Genomic DNA, 21,612 nt, shown 5'->3' on the forward strand with positions numbered 1-21,612 from the left:
TTTCTGATATTCAGCCTTCGCGAGCAGGCTCGCTCCCACAGGGGGCTTGGGGTGCGCAAAACCGTACCTGACCGCCCCATCAGCAAATGCTGCGAAACCTTCGAAATTTCAGAGCATTGAGAAAACTGGTACGCCTTGTGCAAACGTTTGCGTAACGTCAATACCAACGTTTTCGTAACAAAACCGTACAAGCCCACGGAACACGGGCCTCGATCCGCAAAAAAAGGACTTTGAATGCCCATCGCATGCCCTTTTCGCGCACCGTTTGCGCGCACGCTCGCTGTTTCCCTGCTACTGACCGGCGTTACCGGAGTTCTCAGCCACAGCGTTCTGGCGCAACCGGTGCCAGCCGAAGAATCCGCCCAGGGCGAAGCCCTCAGCCCCGAAGCCAGTCCGCCGAAAAAAGGTGCCTATCTGTCGGACTGGTACAACCAGGACCTGATGTTGATTGGCAGCAAGGACATCAGCTTCGGCCCGCAACCGGCCGACGATATCTATCTGGAATACGAGTATTTCGGCCGCAAAGGTCCGTTCGAACTGTACGGCTATGTCGACATTCCGAAGATCTTCAACATCGGCAACAGCCACGACAAAGGTGTGTGGGATCACGGCTCGCCAGTGTTTATGGAACACGAACCGCGTATCTCCATTGATTACCTCGCCGGCCGCAGCCTGGCCATCGGTCCGTTCAAGGAATGGTACGTCGCGTTCGACTGGATCTACGACCACGGCAGCCGCAAGGAGAACCGCGCCAACACCCTCTACAGCGGTTTCGGCACCGACATCGACACCCACTCGCGGGTCAATCTGTCGGCCAACCTTTACGGTCGCTATCAGTGGGAAAACTACGGCGCCAGCAACGAATATTCGTGGGACGGCTACCGCGCGCAGCTCAAGTACATCTTGCCTATCGACAAATTCAGCAACGGCGCTTCGCTGACCTACATCGGTTTCACCAACTTCGATTTCGGCTCGGACATCCATAAAGACAACCCGGCACGCACGGCCAATGCGACGGTGGCGACCAACGTCCTGCTCTACTCGTTCACCCACTTGCGCTTCACCCTGGTTGGCCGTTATTTCCACAACGGCGGCAACTGGGAGGACGGCAGCGAGCTGAATTTTGGCGATGGCAATTTCCGTGCGCGTTCAAACGGCTGGGGTTACTACGCCGGCGTCGGTTATCAATTCTGAATCGAGGAGTTTTCCATGCAAGCAATGATGCGTTTGACCCTGGCCGGCGCGGCCCTACTCTCCTCCACCGCATGGGCGGCCGAGGCACCGATTCAACCGAAAGTCATGCTGATCACCATGTTCGCCCCCGAGGCACAAAACTGGATTGATCGCCTGGAATTGAAGCAGGAAATCCGCGTGCCGGGCCTGTCCGCCGAGTACCCGAGCATCCGCTGCAACACGCAGCAGGTCTGCCTGCTGACCACCGGTATGGGCCAGACCAACGCGGCCGCTTCGACATTGGCGTTGGCGCTGTCGCCGAAATTCGACCTGCGCAAAAGTTACTTCCTGATCGCCGGCATTGCCGGGATCAGCCCGAAACACGGGACCATCGGCACGGCTGCGTGGGCGCATTATCTGGTGGAGTTCGGCACGCAATGGGAGATCGATTCGCGCGATGCGCCGTCGAGCTGGCCGACCGGGTATCTGGGCATCAACACCAAGGGTCCGAACGAAAAACCGCCGCTGGACTACAAGACCGAAGTCTTCGAACTCAACCCGAAATTGCAGGCCAAGGCCTTCGCCCTGAGCCACAAGGTCGAGCTGAGCGAAAGCAAAGAGTCCGCCGCGTGGCGTCTGAAATACCCGGCGGCCCCGGCCAACCAGCCGCCGGTGGTGACGCGCTGCGACACACTGGCGGGCAACACCTGGTTTTCCGGCACGCGCCTGAGCGAACGGGCCGAGGTCTGGACCAAACTGCTGACCGACAACAAGGGCGAATACTGCACGACGCAGCAGGAAGACAACTCGACCTATGAGGCCTTGCTGCGTGCAAGCCGTGAAGGTCTGGTCGACGTGCAACGTCTGGCCGTAGTGCGCGCCGGCTCAGATTTCGACCGCCCGGAGCCGGGCGGCAGCGAAGTGGACAACCTGCTCAAGTACGCTGATCAGGGCGGCTTCGTGCCGGCGCTGGAAAACCTCTATCGCGCGGGTAATCCGCTGGTGCAGGACATCCTGAAAAACTGGTCGGCGTGGGAAAACGGCGTACCGCAATCCTGAGCTACACACAGTAAAAATGTGGGAGCGAGCCTGCTCGCGAAGAGGTTGTGTCAGTCGATCAAGATGTTGGCTGACAGACCGCTTTCGCGAGCAGGCTCGCTCCCACAGGTTTTTTTGGGGTATGTCAGGGGATAAGGATGACCTTGTCGCCACTGCCTTGATTGACGTCGGCGTAGCGCGCCAGGCCATCAGCCAACGGCGCCTCGACCAACCCTTGCGGCAACGGCAACAACCCTTCATCAAAGAACCGCCCGAACTGCTCCAGCATCGCCGCACACGCTTCTACGCCATACAGCAACGAATTGATCCCGACCACCGAACCGCCCTTGCGATACAGCGCCAGTGCCGGCAATTGCACATGCCCGTCCATCGGCGCGGCGATGATCGCGATCCGTCCGAAGGTGGCCAATGCCGCCACCGACGCCGGCAACCAGAAACCGGTGGTGTCGAAGATCACATCGGCGCCACCGCGATACACCGCGTTGACCTGCGTGCCGAGGTCTTCCGGCTTATCCAGCTGAATCGTCTGATAACCCTGCGTTTGCAACTCCGCAACTTGCTCCGGGCGCCGCGCCGCTGCCAGCAACTGCGCGCCACGCACTTTTGCCAGCGCCAATGCTGCCGTGGCCACCGCACCGCCACCGATCACCAGCAAACGTGTTTCAGTCTTTACCAGACTGCGTTCCAGCGCATCCCACGCCGTGGTGTACGGCACGCCGAGGCTGGCAGCCTGGGTGAAGCTCAGGTGCGACGGTTTGTGCGCCACGCCATTGGCCGGCAGTTTGACGAATTGCGCGTGAGTGCCGTCGGCGAAAAAGCCCAGCTCACGGCCAGTGCCCCAGACTTCCTGACCGATCAAGGCCTGCGGGCCTTCGACGACAACGCCGGCGAAATCGCGGCCGGGAATCCGTGGCAGCGTGGTGTACGGAAAACGGCCGAGGACGTTTTTCACATCGCTGGGGTTGAGGCCGGCAGCCTTGATCTGTACCAGCACTTCGTCAGCGCCGGGGACCGGGGTCGGCACCTCGACACAGCGCAAGGAAGACAGGTCGCCGGTTTTATCGAATTGCAGTGCTTTCATGGGGACATCCACCGAAGGAAAAGAGGAAATTCAGGACAACCAACCGGCGACCAATTGCCGGCCCATCGGCCACAACTGCTCACCGGCGAGCATGCCGAGCAAGCCGACCAGCGCGATGGCCGGTGGCGCCGGAGAACGGAAATCCAGCGCGCCGTAGAGCAGGCCGACGCCGAGACCGATGGCCAGCGAAATCAGGTAGTTCATGGGGAGTCACTCCGCCGCTTGAAGGGAATGGGCAGAGTTTAGGGAACCGGCCGGGATGGCATCGGTCAAGGACTTCTGAATTTCGGACAAGTATCGGATGCACACCACAGAACCCTGTGGGAGCGAGCTTGCTCGCGAACGCGGTGTGTCAGTGAAGGATGAGTCAGCTGACCCACCGCATTCGCGAGCAGGCTCGCTCCCACATTGGATCTGCGCTGGTTTGATTAATCCTGTTCCACTACGAATTGTGAGGGGGCGACACCCAATTCACGGCGGAACATGTCGCTGAAGCTACTGGGTGAATAGCCGAGCTCCCGGGCAATCACACTCACCGCCACGCCCTGAATCAACTCCGCCACCGCTGTCGCCAGTTGCACCTGCCGCCGCCATTCGGCGAAACCCATGCCGAGGCTGTCCTTGAACAACCGCGCCAGGGTGCGCACGCTGGCTCCGGCATTTTCCGCATGTTGCTCGAATGGAATCGCCAGCGACGGCGCCGCCATCACCGCCTGACACAGATTCATCAAGCGCCGGTCGGAGTCGTCCGGCAGCGGGATCTTCAACTGCGAACGCCTTGCGCGTTTCAGCTCCAGTAACGCCAACCCGACCAACGCCTCGTAATACGCCGGATCACCGCTATCACCCTGCTCCACCAGCCCGACAATCAACTCGCGCAGCAAACCGCCGACCTCGATCACCTGCACCGTCTGATCCAGCGTCGCCGCCAACGCCGGGCGCAAGTAGATATTGCGCATCTGCAGATCCGAAACCACCCGAATCCCGTGCGGCACGCCGGGCGGCAACCACACCGCCCGCTGTGGCGGCACCACCAACGCTTCGTGCGGCGTCTCGACCCACATCACCCCGCTCATCGCATACAGCAACTGGCCCCAGACATGCTCATGCGGCTCGATAAACAAGCCACGCGGATAGGTGCGCGCCACACGTTGCACGGGCACATCGGTATCACTGAGATCGGGCGGTGCGGCAAGGGCCATGACGGGCATTCATTGGGGTTGGCGGGAACGCCATGGTAACCAGTGCGCCACGGCGTCGCCAACGATAGAGACCGTCGGACAATCCGAATGAATTTTCCCGGTGCGCCGCGATCCCTCTATTACCACAGGGAGGAATACGGGCTTTATGAACAACGCAAAACTCTACGTCATCGAATACACCCTTCACGGCACGCCCAAGTCGTTCATTATCCGCTCGGACAAGATGGACAACGCTGAGGCGTGGCACTGGGCGAGCTGCGACGCCGGCGTCGGTCGCATCCCGCGTTTTGGCCGTGAAAAAGTACAGAAGACCAGCAAACCGATGGCGGAAAAATTCGGCGTCGAAAACGTGGTCTGGCGAACCACCAGCTAAGCTCTGCCCAGCGATCGGCATCATTCGGGGGAATGCACCATGACCAACATCATCAGCCCGGCGCATCTGGACTACGGCCTCGATACGCTGTTCGGGCGTATTACCAAAAGCGTGGATTGCCGCGTCGGGCTGGAGGCGGTCGAAGGTGACCCGTTTCGCTTTGCCTTGCGAGTGCCGGCGCCGCTGCCTGAAGATCTGGACCAGGCGAAAACCGTCGTGGTCAGGGTTGAAGGGCGACGGCTGCAAGGCACCGTGAGGCATACAGAGCGGCTGGATGATGAAAGTATGAAACTGGAAGTGGAGCCTGATTAGGCTCCACTTTTTTATGCGTCGTTCGTCATCCGTGGGCGCATTTACAGCCCTTGGTTGAGCATTCTTCGCCACTCTTGTGGTGGTGAGCACAGGCCTCGCAGCAATAGTGTTTGCCGTGAACTGCGTAGGAATGATCGCCTTCCTTGATGGTGCATTTGCAGTTGGGACAATCGCATTTTCTATCGGGCATGGGACAGACTCCTTGGGTGGGGGTTGTCTGGGGCTTGAAGGGCAAGCCGTGATAACCAGTGTAGAAGCTGCCGGAGATTTGGGGGGTGGGGGCATATCCGTTGCTGCGGGTGCTGCCGCTGGCGGTTTCGCTCTTACAGCGAGTCCCTTTTTCAAACGCCAAAAAGGAACCAAAAGGCTTTGCCCCGGCGTACGGCACTTCGCTGAGGCTCAGTGTTCCCTCGCTACGGTGTCCATCCGGGGGCATCGCCTACGGTTTGCTTCGCTGCACCTCCTCTCGATGTGTGCGGCTTCGCCGCACGGCGCTACGCGCCTACCCCCGGATGAACACCTTCGCTCGGCCTGCCGAAGGGGCAAAAGATCAAAAGCCAAAGCCAAAGCCAAAGCCAAAGCCAAAGCCAAAGCCAAAGCCAAAGCCAAAGCAGGATCAAAAACCAGATCAAGAGCCCCTCACCCTAGCCCTCTCCCGGAGGGAGAGGGGACTGATCGAGGTGTTTGGGAAAGCTACGCCGACGTGCGATACCGCGTTGAACTCAGGCTTTGAAAAGCACCGAAATCAGCACCCTCTCCTTCCACTCCCGGAGGGAGAGGGGACTGATCGTGGTGTTTGGGGGAGATACGCCGACGTGCGATACCGCGTTGAACTCAGATGAAAAGCTCACAAATCGGCTCCCTCTCCCTCGGGAGAGGGCTGGGGTGAGGGGCAGCAACAACGCAAATCAAAAGCCGAACACCCACGCTCTTCACCACTCAATAGGCCGAGTGTCAGCTCGCCTGCTCTTGATCTTGACCCACGGGCGACGTCGGAAGGCTGAGTGGAGGGATTGATCCGGGCGTGGGAGCGCAGCGACCGTTTGGCGAAGCCAAACACAGCGAGAGGAGGTGCAGCGCAGCAAACCGTAGGCGCTGCGCCCGGATCGATCCCGCAGCGAAGGAACCCCGAGCCCCAGCGAGCGGGCCGCACGCAGGAGCAAGCGTTTTTTTGCTTACTTTTTTTAGGCGTTTGTAAAAAAAGTGAGTCGCCGTAAGGGCGAAACCCTAAGCAGCCGTTACCGCAGCAACGGATATGCACTCAACCCAGATCAACCCAGGTCACCCAGCCTGACGCGAACTCCTATACATAAACACCAAAGCCACCCCCAAACACACCATCGCCAAAATCCGCGAACCAGACAGCTCAATCGCCGGATTCCCCAACCAGCCAAAATTATCAATCAACATCCCCATCCCCAACTGCCCGACAATCACCGCCACCGTCGCCACAGCCGTCCCCACCACCGGCACCGCCCCCACCATCACCATCATGTAGACCACGCCAAACAACGCCCCGGTCAACTGCCACTTCGGCACATCCAAAAGACTCACCGCATGCGCCGGCTCAAAAAACAGAATCAACAACCCCGTCGAAACAGCACCAACGACGAATGTCAGCAAACTACTGCGCAACACCCCGACGCTCTCGCCCAGACGCCCATTGATCGCCGCCTGCACACTCAACACCGCACCGGCCAACACCACCACCGCCAACAAAATAATCAGACTCATCACTCACCCCCGCGCAATCAAAACCAAAGCCACCACAATCAACCCCAACGCCAGCCACCGCTCGGCATTGACCTTCTTGCGAGTCGCGCCGAACCAACCGAAATGGTCGATCAACACACTCTTGCCAACCTGCCCGGACAAGATCGCAATCATCGTCATCGCAATGCCGATATGCGGTGTTGCCAGGGTCAACACCACCACATACATCGGCCCCAGAAACCCGCCGATCAACTGCCAGCGCGGCAGATCAGTCAGGGCCGGGCCTTTTTGCGGGCCAGCGAACAACAGCAGCAAAAACAGAATCGCCGAGCCAACCCCGAAGATGCTCAATGTCGCCCACAGATTCCCGACCTGCACACCCAACGGCCCGAGCAACCCCGCCTCCACCGATAACCCCATGCCCGCCAGAATCACCAGCGGCAGTAACAACAGGCGCAGCCCGGCCTTCTTCACCGGCGCCGCAACGGCGACCTCATCCAACGTCTGCATAAACAACCTTCCACTCAAGTAAACGATGGCGCGGATTATCGGCTGGCGAAGCTGTGCGATAAATGGGAGCATCCGGACAACACTTTTGCGCAAGTCGCACAGCAGGACGAACGATGCACGGGCTAAACGAACTCGGATTCAAGGCACTCAGGCTGTTTGTCGCGGTACTCGACCACGGCAGTTTTTCCGAAGTCGCCCGTCGCGAAGGCGTGGCGCCCTCGTCGATTTCCCGGCAGATCCAGTTGATGGAGCAGGCGCTGAACCAGCAATTGCTTTACCGCCACACTCGCGCCGTCACGCCGACCGAAGCCGGGCGCATGCTCGGCCATCATGCGCGGCTGGTGCTGGTGCAACTGGAAGAAGCCGAACAGGCGTTGCAGGAACAGCAAAGCGAACCCACCGGTCTGGTGCGCATCAACGCCCCGGTGGTGTTCGGCCAGCGGCATCTGACGCCATGGCTGGGCAAGTTGTGTGCGCGTTATCCGAAGCTGCAACTGGATATCCAGCAGACCGACCACTACGTCGATCCATTGCAGGAAGGCGCCGACCTGCTGTTCCGCATCGGCCCGTTGCACGACTCGAGCATGCAGGCGCGGATTCTCGCGCCGCATCGCTTTCAGGTCGCGGCCAGCCCGGCGTATCTCAAGCGCCACGGTACGCCGCAAAAACCCGAAGATCTGGCGCAACACCAATGCCTGGCTTACAAAGGCGCGACCGGCCAGCAACGCTGGTTTTTCCGCCGCGACGGCGAGGACTGGACGCCCTATTCGGTCAAAGGCCCGATCACCGGCAACCACGCCGACACCCTCACCCAAGCCGCTGAACAGGGTTTGGGGCTGGTGATGTTTCCGTCTTGGCTGATTGGTGAAGCGGTGCGCGACGGCACGCTGGTGCCGGTGTTGGGGGAATATCAGGTGTCGAACAGTCTGGAGCCGCAGCAGATTGCGGTGTTGTGGCCGGGGAGCCGGAGGTTGTCGGTGAAGGTGCGGACGGTGATTGATTTCTTTGTCGAATGCTTTGGTGAAGTGCCCTACTGGGATCGACCTTGAGTCTTTGAAGATCAAAAGCCCCTCACCCTAGCCCTCTCCCGGAGGGAGAGGGAACTGATTGGGGGATGCTGTGGAACTACGCCGACCTGAAACAGCTTTACCGAATCCATAATCGACTGAATCTTTCAGGTCGATGTATGACGCAAGACACCTCGGTCAGTCCCCTCTCCCTCTGGGAGAGGACTAGGGTGAGGGCCTTTTCAGGCTGTCAGATCCGGAACTGACCCACGAGTTTGCCCAGCCGCTGCCCCAACTCCGCCAGACTGCGCGAAGTCTGCGCACCCAACTGCGTTTCATCGGCCACGCTGTCCACCGCCACCGCAATCTGATGCACGCTGCGGTTGATCTCTTCGGCCACCGCCGTTTGCTCTTCCGCCGCACTGGCAATCTGCGCGTTCATCGAGTTGATCGTCGCAATCAACGATGCCATCGCATCCAGCGACGCCCCGGCCTGATTGGCCTGTTGCGAAGTACCGTCACCCGCCTCGCTGGACCGGCGCATCGCCTCGACCGCCGACTGCGTGCCCGCCTGCAAGCGATCGATCATCCCTTGAATTTCCTGGGTGCTGATCTGCGTGCGGCTGGCCAATGCCCGCACCTCATCCGCCACCACGGCAAAGCCGCGCCCGGCTTCACCGGCGCGCGCCGCTTCAATCGCGGCGTTCAGCGCCAGCAGGTTGGTCTGTTCGGCGATCGAACGAATCACCCCGAGCACACCAACAATCGAGGTCACGTCCTGCTGCAAGCTATCGAGCGACACGCCGCTGCTGCGAATGTCATCGACCAAGGCATGAATCTGTTTGATGCTGCCCGCCACCACACGCTTGGCGCTCTGGCCTTCTTCGTCGGTCTGCTGGGCGGCGACGGCGGCGTTCTGTGCGCTCTTCGCCACTTCCTGTGCGGCGGCGGACATTTCATTGATCGCCGTGGCGACCTGATCAGTCTCGTGGCGCTGACGCTCCATCGCCTGATCCGAACGCTGGGCCTGATCGGACACTTGCGTCACCAGCCCGGTCAGTTGCGTGGTCATCTCGGTGATCTGTCGCACCAGGCCATGGATCTTGTCGACGAAGCGATTGAACGAGCCGGCCAGTTCGCCGAGTTCATCCTGGCTGGTGATGTTCAGTCGACGGGTCAGGTCGCCCTCGCCTGCCGCGATGTCATCGAGGTTGGCTTTCATCAGGGTCAACGGACGCAAAATGGTATTGGCCAGCAGCATTCCCGCCGCCGCGATCACCAACAGCACCACCACGGCCACGCCGACGATGCTCAGCACCACGCCTTGCATGCGTTCCTGCACTTGGGTTTCGACCTGTGCGACTTGCGCTTCAATGCCGTCAAGGTTGACCGACGTACCGACCGCCATGTCCCATTTCGCCAGATATTCGGTGTAGCCGAGTTTCGGCACCAGCACCTTGGCATTGCCAGGCAGTGGCGAGCTGTACTGCAGATAGTGCGTGCCGTCCTTCGCCACTTTCACCAGACCGAGATTGACGTAGACGCCGTTCGGGTCGCGGTTGTCCTTGAAGCTTTTGCCCACGCCTTCGGGGTCATTGGCCTTGAACAGGCGCACGGTCTCGGAGTCGTAGCCGAAGAAGTAGCCGTCCTTGCCGTAGCGAATACCCGAAAGCAACTTGATCGCCTGCGCCCGCGCCTCGTTGTCACCCGGCGCGGCCGCGTCGTACAGCGGTTTGATCGTGGTCATGGCCACGGCGACGTAACTTTGCAGGGTGGCTTTGGCATCGCCGAGCAGGCGCTCGCGGGTCTGTTCGACCTCTTTGTGCGCTTGTTCCTGGAGGATGAACAGCGTGGTCAGGCTGATGACCAGCGCAAAGAGCAACACCGGGAGAACGGCGAGGGACAGGACTTTAGCCTTGAGGCTCAGGCGCATTTTTGGGGCTCACTCTTTTGGTTTTATTGGCGTGGTTAAAGGCTTTAACGGCACGCCAGATCAAAAGTTGAGCTTCGATATGAGGATCGTTCCCACGCTCTGCGTGGGAATGCAGCCCCGGACGCTCCGCGTCCAACAACGTGACGCAGAGCGTCACAAGAGGCATTCCCACGCAGAGCGTGGGAACGATCACCGGCGGGGTTCAGAGGACCATCGCGGCCACCCAGCCGAACGCCAGCAGCGGCAGGTTGTAGTGCAGGAACGTCGGCACCACGGTGTCCCAGATGTGGTGATGCTGGCCGTCGATGTTCAGACCGGAGGTCGGACCGAGAGTCGAATCCGAGGCTGGCGAACCGGCATCGCCCAGCGCGCCGGCGGTACCAACGATGCACACAATAGCGATCGGGCTGAAGCCCAGTTGCACGCACAGCGGCACGAAAATCACCGCCAGAATCGGTACGGTCGAGAAGGACGAACCAATGCCCATGGTCACCAGCAACCCCACCAGCAACATCATCAAGGCACCGATGCCCTTGCTGTGATCGATCCACGCCGCCGAAGTTTGCACCAGCGTCTGCACTTCACCGGTAGCCTTGATCACTTCGCCGAAACCGGAAGACGCGATCATGATGAAGCCGATCATCGCCATCATCTTCATGCCTTCGGTGAACAGATCATCGGTCTCACGCCACTTGACGATGCCGGACGCCGAGAAGATCAGGAAGCCAGCCAGCGCCCCGATAATCATCGAGTCCAGCAACAACTGAATAATGAACGCGGCGGCAATCGCCACACCGGCAATCATCAGGCTGAGCGGGTTGTACTGCACCGCGACCTGTTCAACCTGCTCGATCTTCGCCAGGTCGTAAACGCGTTTTTTGCGATAACTGATAAACGCAATGCCCAGGCCCACCAACATGCCCAGCGCCGGAATGCCCATGGCGTGGGTGACATTGATGCCGCTGATGTCGACGCCGCTGCGCGCAACATTCGCCAACAAAATCTCATTGAGAAAAATGTTACCGAAACCTACCGGGAGGAACATGTACGGGGTGATCAGACCGAAGGTCATGACGCAGGCGATCAGGCGGCGGTCGAGTTGCAACTTGGTCAGTACATAGAGAAGTGGCGGCACCAGCAGCGGAATGAACGCGATGTGGATCGGCAGGATGTTCTGCGAAGCGATCGCCACGACCCACAGCAAGCCGATCAGCAGCCATTTGACGCTGCCACCGCCGGTCGCATGCTGGCGATCAACCATCGCCAGCGCCTTGTCAGCCAGAGCGTGGGCCAGGCCCGACTTGGCAATCGCCACGGCGAAAGCGCCGAGCAACGCGTAGGACAACGCCACCGTCGCCCCGCCGCCCAGGCCGCTGTTGAACGCCTTGAGCGTGGCATCGATGCCCAGACCACCGGTCAGGCCGCCGACCAACGCGCCAACGATCAAGGCGATCACTACGTGCACGCGGGACAGGCTGAGAATCAGCATGACGCCGACTGCCGCTATGACTGCATTCATTTCACTTCCTCGAAAAACACTGCGGTGGAAAACCGACCGCCAGACAGAATGAGTCCGCCAGCGTTTGATTGGCGGATTTGCAAAGAGGGTCTTATTAGAAGGGCGCGCACTGTGCCGCAGCGAACTTCCCTTGTCAAAGCCGACACCGCCTCCAGTGATCGTTCCCACGCTCTGCGTGGTAACGCCTCAATGGACGCTCTGCGTCCGCTTTGGGACGCGGAGCGTCTCGGGCTGCATTCCTTTGCTGCGCCTGGGAACGATCAAGAACAGGGTTTCCAGCCCCCGGATGCGGCAATTGGTCATATTGTGTTTCAAGGATAAAGAATGCCGAAACGCGGCCGTTACAGTGCAAAGTCTCAGATATTTATCGAATAAGGACGTCTCCATGTCGCTCAGACAACTTTCCATCCAATGGAAAATCACCCTGCTCGCCGGCCTCTGCCTGGCCGGTATCGTGACCCTGTTGGTGGGTCTTTCGCTGTATCGCATGGAGCACAGTTCTGCACTGGTGAAAGCTTCGAGCATGGAAATGCTCACCGAGTCGGCGCAGGCGCGCATCGAGTCGCAAGGCGAAGTGCAGGCTGCCGGCATCCGCCAGCAGTTCATGGACGCCTATCAGTACGGCCACGGTTTCTCGCGGCAGGTTTTGTTCCTGCGCGAACAGGCCGAGAAGCGTTTTCTCGATGCTTTCGATCTGCGTGAAGACATGACCCGTCAGGTCAAATCGGCGTTGCAAGCCAACCCGGAGCTGCTCGGCCTGTCGCTGGTGTTCGAAGCCAACGCACTGGACGGCAAGGATGAACTGTTCGCCGATCAGGCTGAACTGGGCAGCAACGACAAGGGCCGCTTCGCCCTGTACTGGTCACAACCGACCCCAGGCAAAGTCACCTCGATGGCCCTGCCGGAAAGCGACATGGCCGACACCAGCACCGGCCCTAGCGGCCAAGCCGCGAACGCCTGGTTCACCTGCCCGCGCACCACGCTCAAACCGTGCGTGATCGAACCGTACTTCTATGTGATCGACGGGCAGAAGGTGCTGATGACCAGCATCGTCTTCCCGCTGATGGTCAACGGTAAAGTCATCGCCTCGCTGTCGGTCGACATCAACCTCAACAGCCTGCAAGCGATCAGCCAGGGCGCGAGCAAGAAGCTCTATGACGGCCAGACCGCCGTGAGCATTATCAGCCCCGCCGGCCTGCTCGCCGGTTACAGCCCGGATGCCGGCAAACTCAGCCAGCGTCTGGATGCCGTGGACACGATCAGCGGCGCCGAACTGCTGAGCAAACTCGCGTCCACTTCCAGCGTGAGCAGCCTGCACAGCAAAGGTCAGTTGAAAGTGCTGTCGCCGTTCCCGCCGATTCCCGGCGGCCCGGCGTGGGGCGTCTTGCTCGATGTGCCAGAGAAAGTGCTGGTCAGCCGTGCCGAAGCGCTCAAGCAACAACTGGATGCCAGCAACACTTCCGGCACGCTGATCGAATTGAGCCTGGGCGTATTGGCCGCGTTGATCGGCCTGCTACTGGTGTGGCTTATGGCACGCAGCGTGACCAAACCGATCCTCGGCGTGGCGCACATGCTCGAAGACATCGCCAGCGGCGAAGGTGATCTGACCCGTCGCTTGGCCTACGACAAAAAGGACGAACTCGGTCAACTGGCCGGCTGGTTCAACAAGTTCCTCGACAAGTTGCAGCCGATCATCGCCGAAGTGAAGCGTTCGGTGCAGGATGCGCGCAACACCGCCGACCAGTCCTCAGCGATTGCGACCCAGACCAGCGCAGGTATGGAACAACAATACCGTCAGGTCGATCAGGTCGCCACCGCGTCTCACGAAATGAGCGCCACCGCGCAAGACGTCGCCCGCAGCGCCGCACAGGCTGCCGAAGCGGCCAAGGATGCCGATCGCGCTACCCGTCAGGGCCTGACCGTGATCGACCGCACCACCGCAAGCATCGACACCCTCGCCGCCGACATGAGCGCAGCCATGGTGCAAGTCGAAGGCCTCGCCGCCAACAGCGAGAAAATCGGCGCCGTGCTGGAAACCATCCGCGCCATCGCCGAGCAGACCAACCTGCTGGCGCTCAACGCCGCGATCGAAGCGGCCCGTGCCGGTGAGGCCGGCCGTGGCTTTGCCGTGGTCGCCGACGAAGTGCGCAACCTCGCCCGCCGCACGCAAGAGTCGGTGGAAGAAACCCGTCAGGTGATTGAGCAGTTGCAGAGCGGTACGCAGGATGTGGTCGGTTCGATGGGCAACAGCCATCGTCAGGCTCAGGGTAGCGTTGAACAGGTTGGCCAGGCTGTGACTGCGCTGCGTCAGATTGGTGATGCGGTGACGGTGATCAGCGACATGAACCTGCAGATTGCCAGCGCCGCAGAGGAGCAGAGTGCGGTAGCGGAAGAGATCAACAACAACGTGGCGACGATTCGCGATGTCACCGAGTCGCTGTCCGGGCAGGCGAATGAGTCGGCGCGGGTGAGTCAGTCGCTCAATAGTCTGGCGAATCAGCAGCAGAGTTTGATGGATCAGTTTCGGGTGTGATTCGCAGGTTGTGGGGTGTCAGTTGGATTCCCCCCTCACCCCAGCCCTCTCCCCCCAAGGGGGGCGAGGGGGAAAGGGAGCCGATCTCCATGTCATTCAAAACCTGAGTTCGACTCCATATTTCAGATCACGATGATGCTTTCAAACCCTGAGTTCGACTCGGTATCACACGTCGGCGTACCTCTCCCAAACAACGCGGTCAGTCCCCTCTCCCTCCGGGAGAGGGCTAGGGTGAGGGGCTTCTAGAAGGCTCACCGCCGAGGCAACTCGATCACCACCTTCAACCCGCCCCACTCACTCTCGCCCAACACCAGCAACCCGCCCCAAGTGTCGACGATGTCGCGCACAATCCCCAATCCCAAGCCATGCCCGTGAGTCTGTTCATCCAGCCGCGTGCCACGACTGAATACCTGAGCGCGCTGTTCTTCGGGAATCCCCGGGCCGTCATCTTCCACGCTCAAGGCAAAGCCATCCGTGCGTTCGATCACACTCAGGCGCACCTCGGCATCCGCCCATTTGCAGGCGTTGTCCAAAAGATTGCCGAGCAATTCGAGCAAATCCTCACGATCCCACGGCAACTGCAACCCCGCCGGCGCGACATAACTCAACGCCAGATGCTCGCCGTGAATCATGTTCAACGTAGCGAGCAACCCCGGCAGTTCCGCGTCACAATCAAACAGCGCGCCCGGCAACGCATCCCCGGACAGTCGCGCACGGTTCAGTTCGCGATTGAGCCGTTGTTGCACCTGCTCCAGCTGTTCTTTGAGCACCTTGCGCAACTCAGGATGAGCATCGAGTTTTTCACTGGACGCCAGGCTCAACAACACCGCCAGCGGCGTTTTCAACGCGTGCCCGAGATTGCCCAAGGCATTGCGCGAGCGCTTGAGGCTGTCTTCGGTGTGCGCCAGCAAATGGTTGATCTGCGCCACCAGCGGTTCCAGCTCCACCGGCACCTGATCATCGAGTTGTGAACGCTGGCCCTGCTGCAACTGCGCGATCTGTTCGCGAGCCCTTTCCAGCGGTTTCAACGCGCGGCGCACGGTCAAGCGCTGCAAGAACAGAATCAACAACAATGCCGCCAAACCGAGGCCGAGGCCGATCTGACGCATGCGCTGAAAGCTCTCGCGCACCGGCGTGTAATCCTGCGCGACGCTGATCGAAATCGACTGGCCCAAGCGTCGATAATCCGAGCGCAGCACCAGCAACTGCTGACCGTCCGGGCCCAGTTGCAGATTGCTGTGCAGCCCGGGATGGTCGAGCAACGGCAGATCCTGATCCCACAACGAACGCGAGCGCCAATGGCTGTCGGCAAAATCGATACGGAAATAATGCCCGGAAAACGGTCGCTGATAGGCCGGCGACAGATGCCGCTCATCCAGTTGCAAGCCTTGCGGTCCGCGCACCAATGCCACCAGCAGACTTTCGCTGTCGTTGCGCAGACCCGCTTCGAGATAGCGCTGCAAACCCACTTCGAACAACCACAGACTGGTTTGCGCCAGCACCACGCCGACGATCACCATGACGCTGATCAACCCCAGGCTCAAGCGGCGCTGGATTGACCTCACGAAGCTTGCCCGCCGAACAGGTAACCCTGGCCGCGACGGGTTTCGATCACGCTTTTGCCGAGCTTGCGGCGCAAGTGATTGACGTGCACTTCGAGGACGTTGGAGTCGCGCTCGGTTTCACCGTCGTAAAGGTGTTCAGCGAGGTGGCTTTTGGAGAGGATCTGTTCCGGGTGCAGCATGAAATAGCGCAGCAGGCGGAATTCAGCGGCGGTCAGTTGAATGTCGGCGCCATCGCGCACCACGCACTGACGGCCTTCATCCAGATGCAGCCCCGCAGCCTGCAAGGTCGGTTGATTGGACTGGCCCTTGGAGCGGCGCAACAGCGATTGAATGCGCAACTGCAACTCTTCGGGGTGAAACGGTTTGGTCAGGTAATCATCGGCACCGGCCTTCAGGCCTTCGATGCGCTCGGCCCAGGAATCGCGCGCCGTGAGGATCAGCACCGGAATCGCCAGGCCGCCGGCACGCCACTGCGCCAGCACCTCAAGCCCCGGCACACCGGGCAGGCCGAGGTCGAGAATGATCAGGTCATACGGCTCGCTGCTGCCCTGATACAACGCATCACGACCATCCGCCAGCCAATCCACCGCGTAACCCTGGCGTTGCAGGCCGGCGAGCAGTTCGTCGGCCAGCGGTACGTGGTCTTCCACCAATAGCAAACGCATCGATCAATCTTCCTTGTCTTTCACCAGTTCGCCGGTATCGGCCTTCAAGTGCAGCTCACGGGCGACACCTTCGACGGTCAGCAGCTCGACTTCATAAATGTAGACGTCGTGTTTTTCTTCCAGCTCGACTTCCAGCAGTTTTGCGCCGGGATAGCGATCCATCGCCTGCTGCAGCACTTGCTCCAGCGGCAGGATCACACCCTTCTCCCGCAGACTCAGGGCCTCGTCCTGATCGAGGTCGCGGGCCATTGCTGCCGAGCAGAAAATCACCAGCGCCAATGCCGTACGGCTAGTGGCGCGAACATTAACCTTCATTACTTATCCTGATGATCCTTGAGAACCTGCCCAGTCACCGCGTCTAATTCCAGATCCCAATCGACGCCCTGCGCATCGCGCATTTCGATCTGGTAGATGTACTTGCCGTACTGCTCTTCCAGCTCGGTGTCGGTGATCGTCGAACCCGGATGTTTGGCCAGCGCGGCGGCGTTGAGCTTCTCGAAGGAGACGATAGTACCAGCGTCGCGCAGACGCAGGGCTTCGTCAGGGCCGAGATCGCGGGCATGGGCGAGGCTGGCGGTGCAGCCGATGATCGAGGCAATGGACAGGGCAGTCAGGGTTTTCATGGAGTCTCCGTATTTTTATGTGTTGCTTACGGTGGGCACCTTAGCGGGATGAACTTAACTGAAACTGAATTGCCATCATTGCTCCAGCTCAACACATTAACTCCTGTGGGAGCGAGCCTGCTCGCGAAAGCGGTGTGTCAGCCGGCATTGATATCGACTGACACGCCCTCTTCGCGAGCAGGCTCGCTCCCACAGATGGCCGCAGTGGTTCTATAATCCTTCGCTTGCTAACGATCGAGACCGGTATGACCGCCATCCACATCAAATTCCCCGCCCTCACCCTCAAGGCCGGCCCGCGCGCCATGGCGCGTATTCGTGCGCAAGGCCTGAACGCTGCCGACGTCGGCACCCTGCCCGGTGCTGCCGGTGGGCCGAAGGCGTTGGGGATTCAGGGGCTGGATCTGGCGTTGTTCGGCGAATGGCTGCCGAGCGCACCGCGTGAGCGCTCGCTGATCGGCGCCTCGGTCGGTTCCTGGCGCTTCGCCAGCGCGTGTCTGCCGGACGCCGCCGAAGGCATCCGGCGCCTCGGTCAGTTGTACGCCGAGCAGAACTTCAACAAAGGCGTGACCATGGCCGAGATCAGTCAGAGCTCGCAGCGCATGCTCAACGACCTGCTCGACGGCCGCGACGCGAGCATCCTCGACAACGCCCATTACCGCTTGAACATCATGGTGGTGAAAAGTCAGGGGCGTCTGGCCGATGACCATCGCGGCCGCCTCGGTCTGGCGCTGGGCTCGGTGATTGCCGACAACCTGCGCGGTCGCGCGCGGCTGTCGCGGCACTTCGAACGCCTGATCATCCACGACCCACGCCTCGCCCCGCCGGTCAATGCGCTGAACGATTTCCCGTCGCGCTTCGTCGCCCTGAATGCCGGTAATCTGCGCCAAGCGCTGCTGGCTTCGGGTTCGATCCCGATGGTCATGGAAGGCGTGCGCGACTTGCCGGGTGCTGGCGCCGGCACTTTCCGCGACGGTGGTCTGCTCGACTATCACCTCGACCTGCCCTACAGCGGCGACGGCATCGTGCTCTATCCACACTTCACCGACCGGGTGATTCCGGGCTGGTTCGACAAGACCCTGCCATGGCGCAAGGCCTCAGTGGAACGCTTGCAGGACGTGCTGTTGCTCGCGCCATCCAAGGAATATCTGGCGCGCCTGCCCTACGGCAAACTGCCCGACCGGAATGACTTCAAACGCTTCATGGGCGATGCGCCGGGCCGGCAGAAATACTGGCACGCGGCGATGGACGAGAGCCGTCGCCTTGGCGATGAATTCCTTGAACTGACTGCCAATGGTCGCCTCGCCGAGCGCTTGCTGACCCTTTAGTCAGCACGGCCAAACACAAGCTGGTAAACTCGCCGCCTGCCCGAATCGCTGCGGCGAACACCATCTGAACAGAGCCGAAAATACCGTGGAAATCTTCAAGGAATTTACTTTCGAATCCGCCCACCGCCTGCCGCACGTCCCGGACGGCCACAAGTGCGGGCGTCTGCACGGTCACTCGTTCAAAGTGGCGCTTCACCTCAGCGGCGACCTCGATCCGCACACCGGCTGGATCCGCGATTTCTCCGAAATCAAAGCGATTTTCAAGCCGCTGTACGAGCGTCTCGATCACAACTACCTGAACGACATTCCCGGTCTGGAAAACCCGACCAGCGAAGTACTGGCCAAATTCATCTGGAATGAAATGAAGCCGTTGCTGCCGGAACTGAGCGCGATCCGTATTCACGAGACCTGCACCAGCGGTTGTATCTATCGCGGTGAGTAACTTCTGACACCCCAACTATCCCTGTGGGAGCGAGCCTGCTCGCGAAAGCGGTGTGTCAGCCGACATTGATATCGACTGATACGCCCTCTTCGCGAGCAGGCTCGCTCCCACAAGGAAACAGTGATTTGCCAGAGAACAGCCTTCACGGCTGTTTTTTACGCCTATGCTTTTTGGCTCCCACCCGCCAAGAGGACAGGCCGATGACAGACTGGCTGCTGGATCAGGTCTTTGACTTCAACGGGCACCACATTCGTTACGCCGTGCGCGGCGACGGCCCGCCGCTGGTGTTCGTGCATGGCACGCCGTTTTCGTCATACGTGTGGCATCGGATCGCGCCGCACTTTTTCGCCACGCATCGCGTGCATTACTTCGACCTGCTGGGTTATGGACGCTCCGAACAACCCGACGCCGACGTCTCTCTCGGTGTGCAGAACCAACTGTTGGCCCAACTGCTCGATCACTGGAATCTGCAACGCCCGGACGTGGTGGCCCACGACTTTGGCGGCGCCACCGTGCTACGCGCGCATCTGCTCAACGGCAAGGATTACCGCAGCCTGACCCTGATCGACCCGGTGGCGCTGACGCCGTGGGGTTCGCCATTCGTGCAGCATGTGCGTCAGCATGAAGCGGCCTTCAGCGGCCTGCCCGACTACATCCAGCGCGCCATCGTGCCGACCTATATTCGCGGGGCGATTCACCGCGATATCCCCGACGACGAACTCGCACCCTACGTGCAGCCATGGCTCGGCGATCCCGGGCAAGCGGCGTTCTATCGGCAGATTGCGCAGATGGACGAGCGCTATACCCGTGAGGCCGAAAGTTTGTACCCGACGATCCGCTGTCCGGTACAGATTCTCTGGGGCGAAGACGATCAGTGGATTCCCATCGAACGTGGCCGAGCGTTACATCAAATGATCCCGGGATCACAATTCCACCCGATTGCCAACGCCGGCCACCTCGTCCAGGAAGACGCCCCCGAAGCCATCGTCGCTGCCCTGATGCGATTTCTCTCACCTTGATCGTTCCCACGCTCTGCGTGGGAATGCCTCAACGGACGCTCCGCGTTCGGCTTTGGAGTGGGACGCGGAGCGTCCCGGGCTGCATTCCCACGCAGAGCGTGGGAACGATCTACCAGAACGCCTTCGCGAGCAGGCTCGCTCCCACATTGGGCTTGGGTGTATTCAGGTGCACCGCTTTCGCGCCAATCCGCGCGACTCGTCTATACATAACCCGCGCCACCCGGCATTTGGCACGACCGCTGCAACCCTCCCCCGCGTCTCCTCTCTTCCAGCAAGGACCGCCCCATGACGCAGAACGATCCCGGCAACGATTACCCCCTCAGCGAAGTCCCCATGCATGCGCGCAAAGGCCTGGCCTCCACGGCGATGGTGTTACTGGGCTTCACGTTTTTCACCGCGACCATGTTTGCCGGCGGCAAGCTCGGTGTGGCGTTCAGCTTCGGCGAGATGATGGCGGTGATCATCGTCGGCAATCTGTTGCTGGGTCTGTATGCGGCGGGCCTGGGTTACATCGCTTTCAAGAGCGGCCTCAACTCGGTGTTGATGGGGCGTTTCTGCTTCGGCGAAGTCGGCAGCAAGCTCAGCGACCTGATCCTCGGTTTCACCCAGATCGGCTGGTACGCCTGGGGCACCGCGACTGCAGCGGTGGTGCTCGGCAAATACTTCGATCTCGACGAAGACACGGTGCTCGGGCTGATGGTGTTGTTCGGTCTGGTGTTCTGCGCCACGGCCTATGTCGGCTATCGCGGACTGGAGATTCTGTCGTACATCGCTGTGCCGGCGATGATGTTGTTACTCATGCTGTCGATGTGGGTGGCGACGGTGAAAGTCGGTGGTTTCGAAGGCTTGCTCAGCGTGGTACCGAGCGGTTCGTTGGACTGGTCGACCGCGATCACACTGGTGTTCGGTACCTTCGTCAGTGGCGCCACTCAGGCGACCAACTGGACACGTTTTTCACGTTCGGCGCGCGTCGCGGTGCTGGCCAGCCTGATCGGATTTTTCATCGGCAATGGCCTGATGGTATTGATCGGCGCGTACGGCGCCATCGTCTATCAACAACCGGACGTGGTTGAAGTGCTGCTGTTGCAAGGTTTCGCCATGGCTGCGATGGCCATGCTGTTGCTGAACATCTGGAGCACTCAGGACAACACCATCTACAACTTCGCCGTCGCTGGTTGCAACCTGCTGCGCACCGGCCGACGCAAAACCGTGACCCTCGCCGGCGCAGTGATCGGCACCCTGCTCGCCTTGCTCGGTATGTACGACATGCTGGTGCCGTACCTGATTCTGCTCGGCACGGTGATTCCGCCGATTGGCGGAGTGATCATGGCGGACTTTTTCTACCGCTGGCGCGGGCACTATCCGCGCCTGGCCGACGCACGGTTACCGGCGTTCAACTGGCCGGGGCTCGGGGCCTATGCGGTCGGCACCGTCGCCGCGTTCAACTCGCCGTGGGTTGCGCCGCTGGTAGGGATCGCCGCTGCCGCGCTAACGTATGTCATCGTCACCGGCGTGCTCGGCGCACGCAGCGCGGCCGCGCCACTCCAAGACCTATAAA

General features: G+C 60.5%; 22 protein-coding genes and 2 pseudogenes. 11 read left to right on the forward strand and 13 right to left on the reverse strand.

The annotated features are described in order from the left end of the window. Window positions 1-234 precede the first annotated feature (234 nt). A complete protein-coding gene (locus CCX46_RS20055; RefSeq protein WP_127929063.1) occupies window positions 235-1,194 on the forward strand; it encodes a nucleoside-specific channel-forming protein Tsx in 960 nt (319 codons plus the stop codon). A 15-nt stretch (window positions 1,195-1,209) separates the two neighbouring features. Beyond that, window positions 1,210-2,232 (forward strand): purine-nucleoside phosphorylase, encoded by a 1,023-nt coding sequence (locus CCX46_RS20060; RefSeq protein WP_127929064.1) that lies wholly within the window; start codon window positions 1,210-1,212, stop codon window positions 2,230-2,232. Between the two features lie 124 nt (window positions 2,233-2,356). Here CCX46_RS20060 and CCX46_RS20065 read toward each other — a convergent pair whose 3' ends face one another. From CCX46_RS20065 to CCX46_RS20075, 3 genes are all read right to left on the reverse strand, one after another. Beyond that, window positions 2,357-3,313, reverse strand: coding sequence for a quinone oxidoreductase family protein (locus tag CCX46_RS20065; RefSeq protein ID WP_127929065.1), 957 nt, complete (start codon window positions 3,311-3,313; stop codon window positions 2,357-2,359). Window positions 3,314-3,343: 30 nt separating this feature from the next. Continuing rightward, a complete protein-coding gene (locus CCX46_RS20070; protein WP_007969534.1) occupies window positions 3,344-3,517 on the reverse strand; it encodes a DUF1427 family protein in 174 nt (57 codons plus the stop codon). 224 nt (window positions 3,518-3,741) lie between these two features. Continuing rightward, window positions 3,742-4,524 carry an AraC family transcriptional regulator gene (locus tag CCX46_RS20075; RefSeq protein WP_127929066.1) on the reverse strand — a complete coding sequence of 261 codons (783 nt, stop codon included), beginning with the start codon at window positions 4,522-4,524 and terminating at the stop codon, window positions 3,742-3,744. A gap of 136 nt (window positions 4,525-4,660) precedes the next feature. Here CCX46_RS20075 and CCX46_RS20080 point away from each other — a divergent pair, with 136 nt between their 5' ends. Then, window positions 4,661-4,888 carry a DUF6555 family protein gene (locus tag CCX46_RS20080; RefSeq protein WP_127929067.1) on the forward strand — a complete coding sequence of 76 codons (228 nt, stop codon included), beginning with the start codon at window positions 4,661-4,663 and terminating at the stop codon, window positions 4,886-4,888. A 39-nt stretch (window positions 4,889-4,927) separates the two neighbouring features. After that, the gene (locus CCX46_RS20085) at window positions 4,928-5,200 is read left to right on the forward strand and encodes a hypothetical protein (RefSeq protein WP_127929068.1); all 273 of its coding nucleotides are present in this window, start codon (window positions 4,928-4,930) and stop codon (window positions 5,198-5,200) included. Window positions 5,201-5,225: 25 nt separating this feature from the next. On the opposite strand, the gene CCX46_RS20090 is transcribed toward CCX46_RS20085, so the two are convergent. From CCX46_RS20090 to CCX46_RS20105, 3 genes are all read right to left on the reverse strand, one after another. After that, the gene (locus CCX46_RS20090) at window positions 5,226-5,390 is read right to left on the reverse strand and encodes a metallothionein (protein WP_122608629.1); all 165 of its coding nucleotides are present in this window, start codon (window positions 5,388-5,390) and stop codon (window positions 5,226-5,228) included. A gap of 1,091 nt (window positions 5,391-6,481) precedes the next feature. Continuing rightward, on the reverse strand, window positions 6,482-6,934 hold the full coding sequence (locus CCX46_RS20100) for a DMT family transporter (RefSeq protein WP_077573754.1): 453 nt from the start codon (window positions 6,932-6,934) through the stop codon (window positions 6,482-6,484). Window positions 6,935-6,937: 3 nt separating this feature from the next. Next, on the reverse strand, window positions 6,938-7,423 hold the full coding sequence (locus tag CCX46_RS20105) for a DMT family transporter (protein ID WP_127929070.1): 486 nt from the start codon (window positions 7,421-7,423) through the stop codon (window positions 6,938-6,940). Between the two features lie 113 nt (window positions 7,424-7,536). Between CCX46_RS20105 and CCX46_RS20110 the strand changes: the two genes are divergently transcribed. After that, window positions 7,537-8,472 carry a LysR family transcriptional regulator gene (locus CCX46_RS20110; protein WP_127929071.1) on the forward strand — a complete coding sequence of 312 codons (936 nt, stop codon included), beginning with the start codon at window positions 7,537-7,539 and terminating at the stop codon, window positions 8,470-8,472. Between the two features lie 208 nt (window positions 8,473-8,680). On the opposite strand, the gene CCX46_RS31180 is transcribed toward CCX46_RS20110, so the two are convergent. The 3 genes and pseudogenes from CCX46_RS31180 to CCX46_RS20125 form a co-directional block, all read right to left on the reverse strand. Next, a complete protein-coding gene (locus tag CCX46_RS31180; RefSeq protein WP_410479232.1) occupies window positions 8,681-9,502 on the reverse strand; it encodes a methyl-accepting chemotaxis protein in 822 nt (273 codons plus the stop codon). Window positions 9,503-9,586: 84 nt separating this feature from the next. Continuing rightward, window positions 9,587-10,363, reverse strand: a pseudogene (locus tag CCX46_RS31185) (cache domain-containing protein); the annotation flags it as partial. Window positions 10,364-10,565: 202 nt separating this feature from the next. Beyond that, window positions 10,566-11,882 (reverse strand): Na+/H+ antiporter family protein, encoded by a 1,317-nt coding sequence (locus tag CCX46_RS20125; RefSeq protein ID WP_095121127.1) that lies wholly within the window; start codon window positions 11,880-11,882, stop codon window positions 10,566-10,568. A gap of 1,528 nt (window positions 11,883-13,410) precedes the next feature. Here CCX46_RS20125 and CCX46_RS31190 point away from each other — a divergent pair. Then, a pseudogene (locus CCX46_RS31190) lies at window positions 13,411-13,557 on the forward strand (HAMP domain-containing protein); the annotation flags it as partial. A gap of 102 nt (window positions 13,558-13,659) precedes the next feature. Next, window positions 13,660-14,415: a methyl-accepting chemotaxis protein gene (locus tag CCX46_RS31195; protein WP_371044236.1), complete on the forward strand. Its 756-nt coding sequence runs from the start codon at window positions 13,660-13,662 to the stop codon at window positions 14,413-14,415. Between the two features lie 251 nt (window positions 14,416-14,666). Here CCX46_RS31195 and CCX46_RS20135 read toward each other — a convergent pair whose 3' ends face one another. Genes CCX46_RS20135 through CCX46_RS20150 form a run of 4 tightly spaced genes read right to left on the reverse strand, consistent with a single transcriptional unit; the run spans window position 14,667 to window position 17,268 of the window. Then, window positions 14,667-15,980 carry a sensor histidine kinase gene (locus CCX46_RS20135; protein WP_127929075.1) on the reverse strand — a complete coding sequence of 438 codons (1,314 nt, stop codon included), beginning with the start codon at window positions 15,978-15,980 and terminating at the stop codon, window positions 14,667-14,669. Next, window positions 15,977-16,645, reverse strand: coding sequence for a response regulator transcription factor (locus tag CCX46_RS20140; protein WP_016986295.1), 669 nt, complete (start codon window positions 16,643-16,645; stop codon window positions 15,977-15,979). The genes CCX46_RS20135 and CCX46_RS20140 overlap by 4 nt, the downstream gene beginning before the upstream one ends. Window positions 16,646-16,648: 3 nt before the next feature. After that, window positions 16,649-16,960, reverse strand: coding sequence for a PepSY domain-containing protein (locus CCX46_RS20145; protein WP_038362521.1), 312 nt, complete (start codon window positions 16,958-16,960; stop codon window positions 16,649-16,651). Beyond that, complete coding sequence (locus tag CCX46_RS20150; protein ID WP_127929076.1) at window positions 16,960-17,268, reverse strand: PepSY domain-containing protein; 309 nt, start codon at window positions 17,266-17,268, stop codon at window positions 16,960-16,962. The genes CCX46_RS20145 and CCX46_RS20150 overlap by 1 nt, the downstream gene beginning before the upstream one ends. 245 nt (window positions 17,269-17,513) lie before the next feature. Between CCX46_RS20150 and CCX46_RS20155 the strand changes: the two genes are divergently transcribed. From CCX46_RS20155 to codB, 4 genes are all read left to right on the forward strand, one after another. Then, complete coding sequence (locus CCX46_RS20155; protein ID WP_127929077.1) at window positions 17,514-18,593, forward strand: patatin-like phospholipase family protein; 1,080 nt, start codon at window positions 17,514-17,516, stop codon at window positions 18,591-18,593. Window positions 18,594-18,678: 85 nt separating this feature from the next. Further along, window positions 18,679-19,035 carry a 6-carboxytetrahydropterin synthase QueD gene (gene queD / locus CCX46_RS20160; RefSeq protein WP_007915588.1) on the forward strand — a complete coding sequence of 119 codons (357 nt, stop codon included), beginning with the start codon at window positions 18,679-18,681 and terminating at the stop codon, window positions 19,033-19,035. A gap of 200 nt (window positions 19,036-19,235) precedes the next feature. Continuing rightward, entirely contained in the window at window positions 19,236-20,054 is an 819-nt protein-coding gene (locus tag CCX46_RS20165; RefSeq protein ID WP_127929078.1) for an alpha/beta fold hydrolase, read from the forward strand. Window positions 20,055-20,339: 285 nt separating this feature from the next. Then, window positions 20,340-21,611 (forward strand): cytosine permease, encoded by a 1,272-nt coding sequence (gene codB, locus CCX46_RS20170; protein ID WP_127929079.1) that lies wholly within the window; start codon window positions 20,340-20,342, stop codon window positions 21,609-21,611. Window position 21,612 lies beyond the last annotated feature (1 nt).

It is taken from the genome of Pseudomonas sp. RU47, from assembly GCF_004011755.1.
Lineage (GTDB): Bacteria > Pseudomonadota > Gammaproteobacteria > Pseudomonadales > Pseudomonadaceae > Aquipseudomonas.

What these genes read in the sequence shown, in the direction of transcription:
- CCX46_RS31180 (WP_410479232.1), bottom strand. Translation starts at nt 9,502, where the DNA reads ATGACCACGCAACTGACCGGGCTGGTGACGCAAGTGTCCGATCAGGCC.
- CCX46_RS20110 (WP_127929071.1), top strand. Translation starts at nt 7,537, where the DNA reads ATGCACGGGCTAAACGAACTCGGATTCAAGGCACTCAGGCTGTTTGTC.
- CCX46_RS20125 (WP_095121127.1), bottom strand. Translation starts at nt 11,882, where the DNA reads ATGAATGCAGTCATAGCGGCAGTCGGCGTCATGCTGATTCTCAGCCTG.
- CCX46_RS20055 (WP_127929063.1), top strand. Translation starts at nt 235, where the DNA reads ATGCCCATCGCATGCCCTTTTCGCGCACCGTTTGCGCGCACGCTCGCT.
- CCX46_RS20100 (WP_077573754.1), bottom strand. Translation starts at nt 6,934, where the DNA reads ATGAGTCTGATTATTTTGTTGGCGGTGGTGGTGTTGGCCGGTGCGGTG.
- CCX46_RS20085 (WP_127929068.1), top strand. Translation starts at nt 4,928, where the DNA reads ATGACCAACATCATCAGCCCGGCGCATCTGGACTACGGCCTCGATACG.
- CCX46_RS20075 (WP_127929066.1), bottom strand. Translation starts at nt 4,524, where the DNA reads ATGCCCGTCATGGCCCTTGCCGCACCGCCCGATCTCAGTGATACCGAT.
- CCX46_RS20155 (WP_127929077.1), top strand. Translation starts at nt 17,514, where the DNA reads ATGACCGCCATCCACATCAAATTCCCCGCCCTCACCCTCAAGGCCGGC.
- CCX46_RS20145 (WP_038362521.1), bottom strand. Translation starts at nt 16,960, where the DNA reads ATGAAGGTTAATGTTCGCGCCACTAGCCGTACGGCATTGGCGCTGGTG.
- CCX46_RS20080 (WP_127929067.1), top strand. Translation starts at nt 4,661, where the DNA reads ATGAACAACGCAAAACTCTACGTCATCGAATACACCCTTCACGGCACG.
- CCX46_RS20065 (WP_127929065.1), bottom strand. Translation starts at nt 3,313, where the DNA reads ATGAAAGCACTGCAATTCGATAAAACCGGCGACCTGTCTTCCTTGCGC.
- CCX46_RS20090 (WP_122608629.1), bottom strand. Translation starts at nt 5,390, where the DNA reads ATGCCCGATAGAAAATGCGATTGTCCCAACTGCAAATGCACCATCAAG.
- CCX46_RS20105 (WP_127929070.1), bottom strand. Translation starts at nt 7,423, where the DNA reads ATGCAGACGTTGGATGAGGTCGCCGTTGCGGCGCCGGTGAAGAAGGCC.
- CCX46_RS20140 (WP_016986295.1), bottom strand. Translation starts at nt 16,645, where the DNA reads ATGCGTTTGCTATTGGTGGAAGACCACGTACCGCTGGCCGACGAACTG.
- codB (WP_127929079.1), top strand. Translation starts at nt 20,340, where the DNA reads ATGACGCAGAACGATCCCGGCAACGATTACCCCCTCAGCGAAGTCCCC.
- CCX46_RS20070 (WP_007969534.1), bottom strand. Translation starts at nt 3,517, where the DNA reads ATGAACTACCTGATTTCGCTGGCCATCGGTCTCGGCGTCGGCCTGCTC.
- CCX46_RS20165 (WP_127929078.1), top strand. Translation starts at nt 19,236, where the DNA reads ATGACAGACTGGCTGCTGGATCAGGTCTTTGACTTCAACGGGCACCAC.
- CCX46_RS31195 (WP_371044236.1), top strand. Translation starts at nt 13,660, where the DNA reads ATGGAACAACAATACCGTCAGGTCGATCAGGTCGCCACCGCGTCTCAC.
- CCX46_RS20060 (WP_127929064.1), top strand. Translation starts at nt 1,210, where the DNA reads ATGCAAGCAATGATGCGTTTGACCCTGGCCGGCGCGGCCCTACTCTCC.
- CCX46_RS20150 (WP_127929076.1), bottom strand. Translation starts at nt 17,268, where the DNA reads ATGAAAACCCTGACTGCCCTGTCCATTGCCTCGATCATCGGCTGCACC.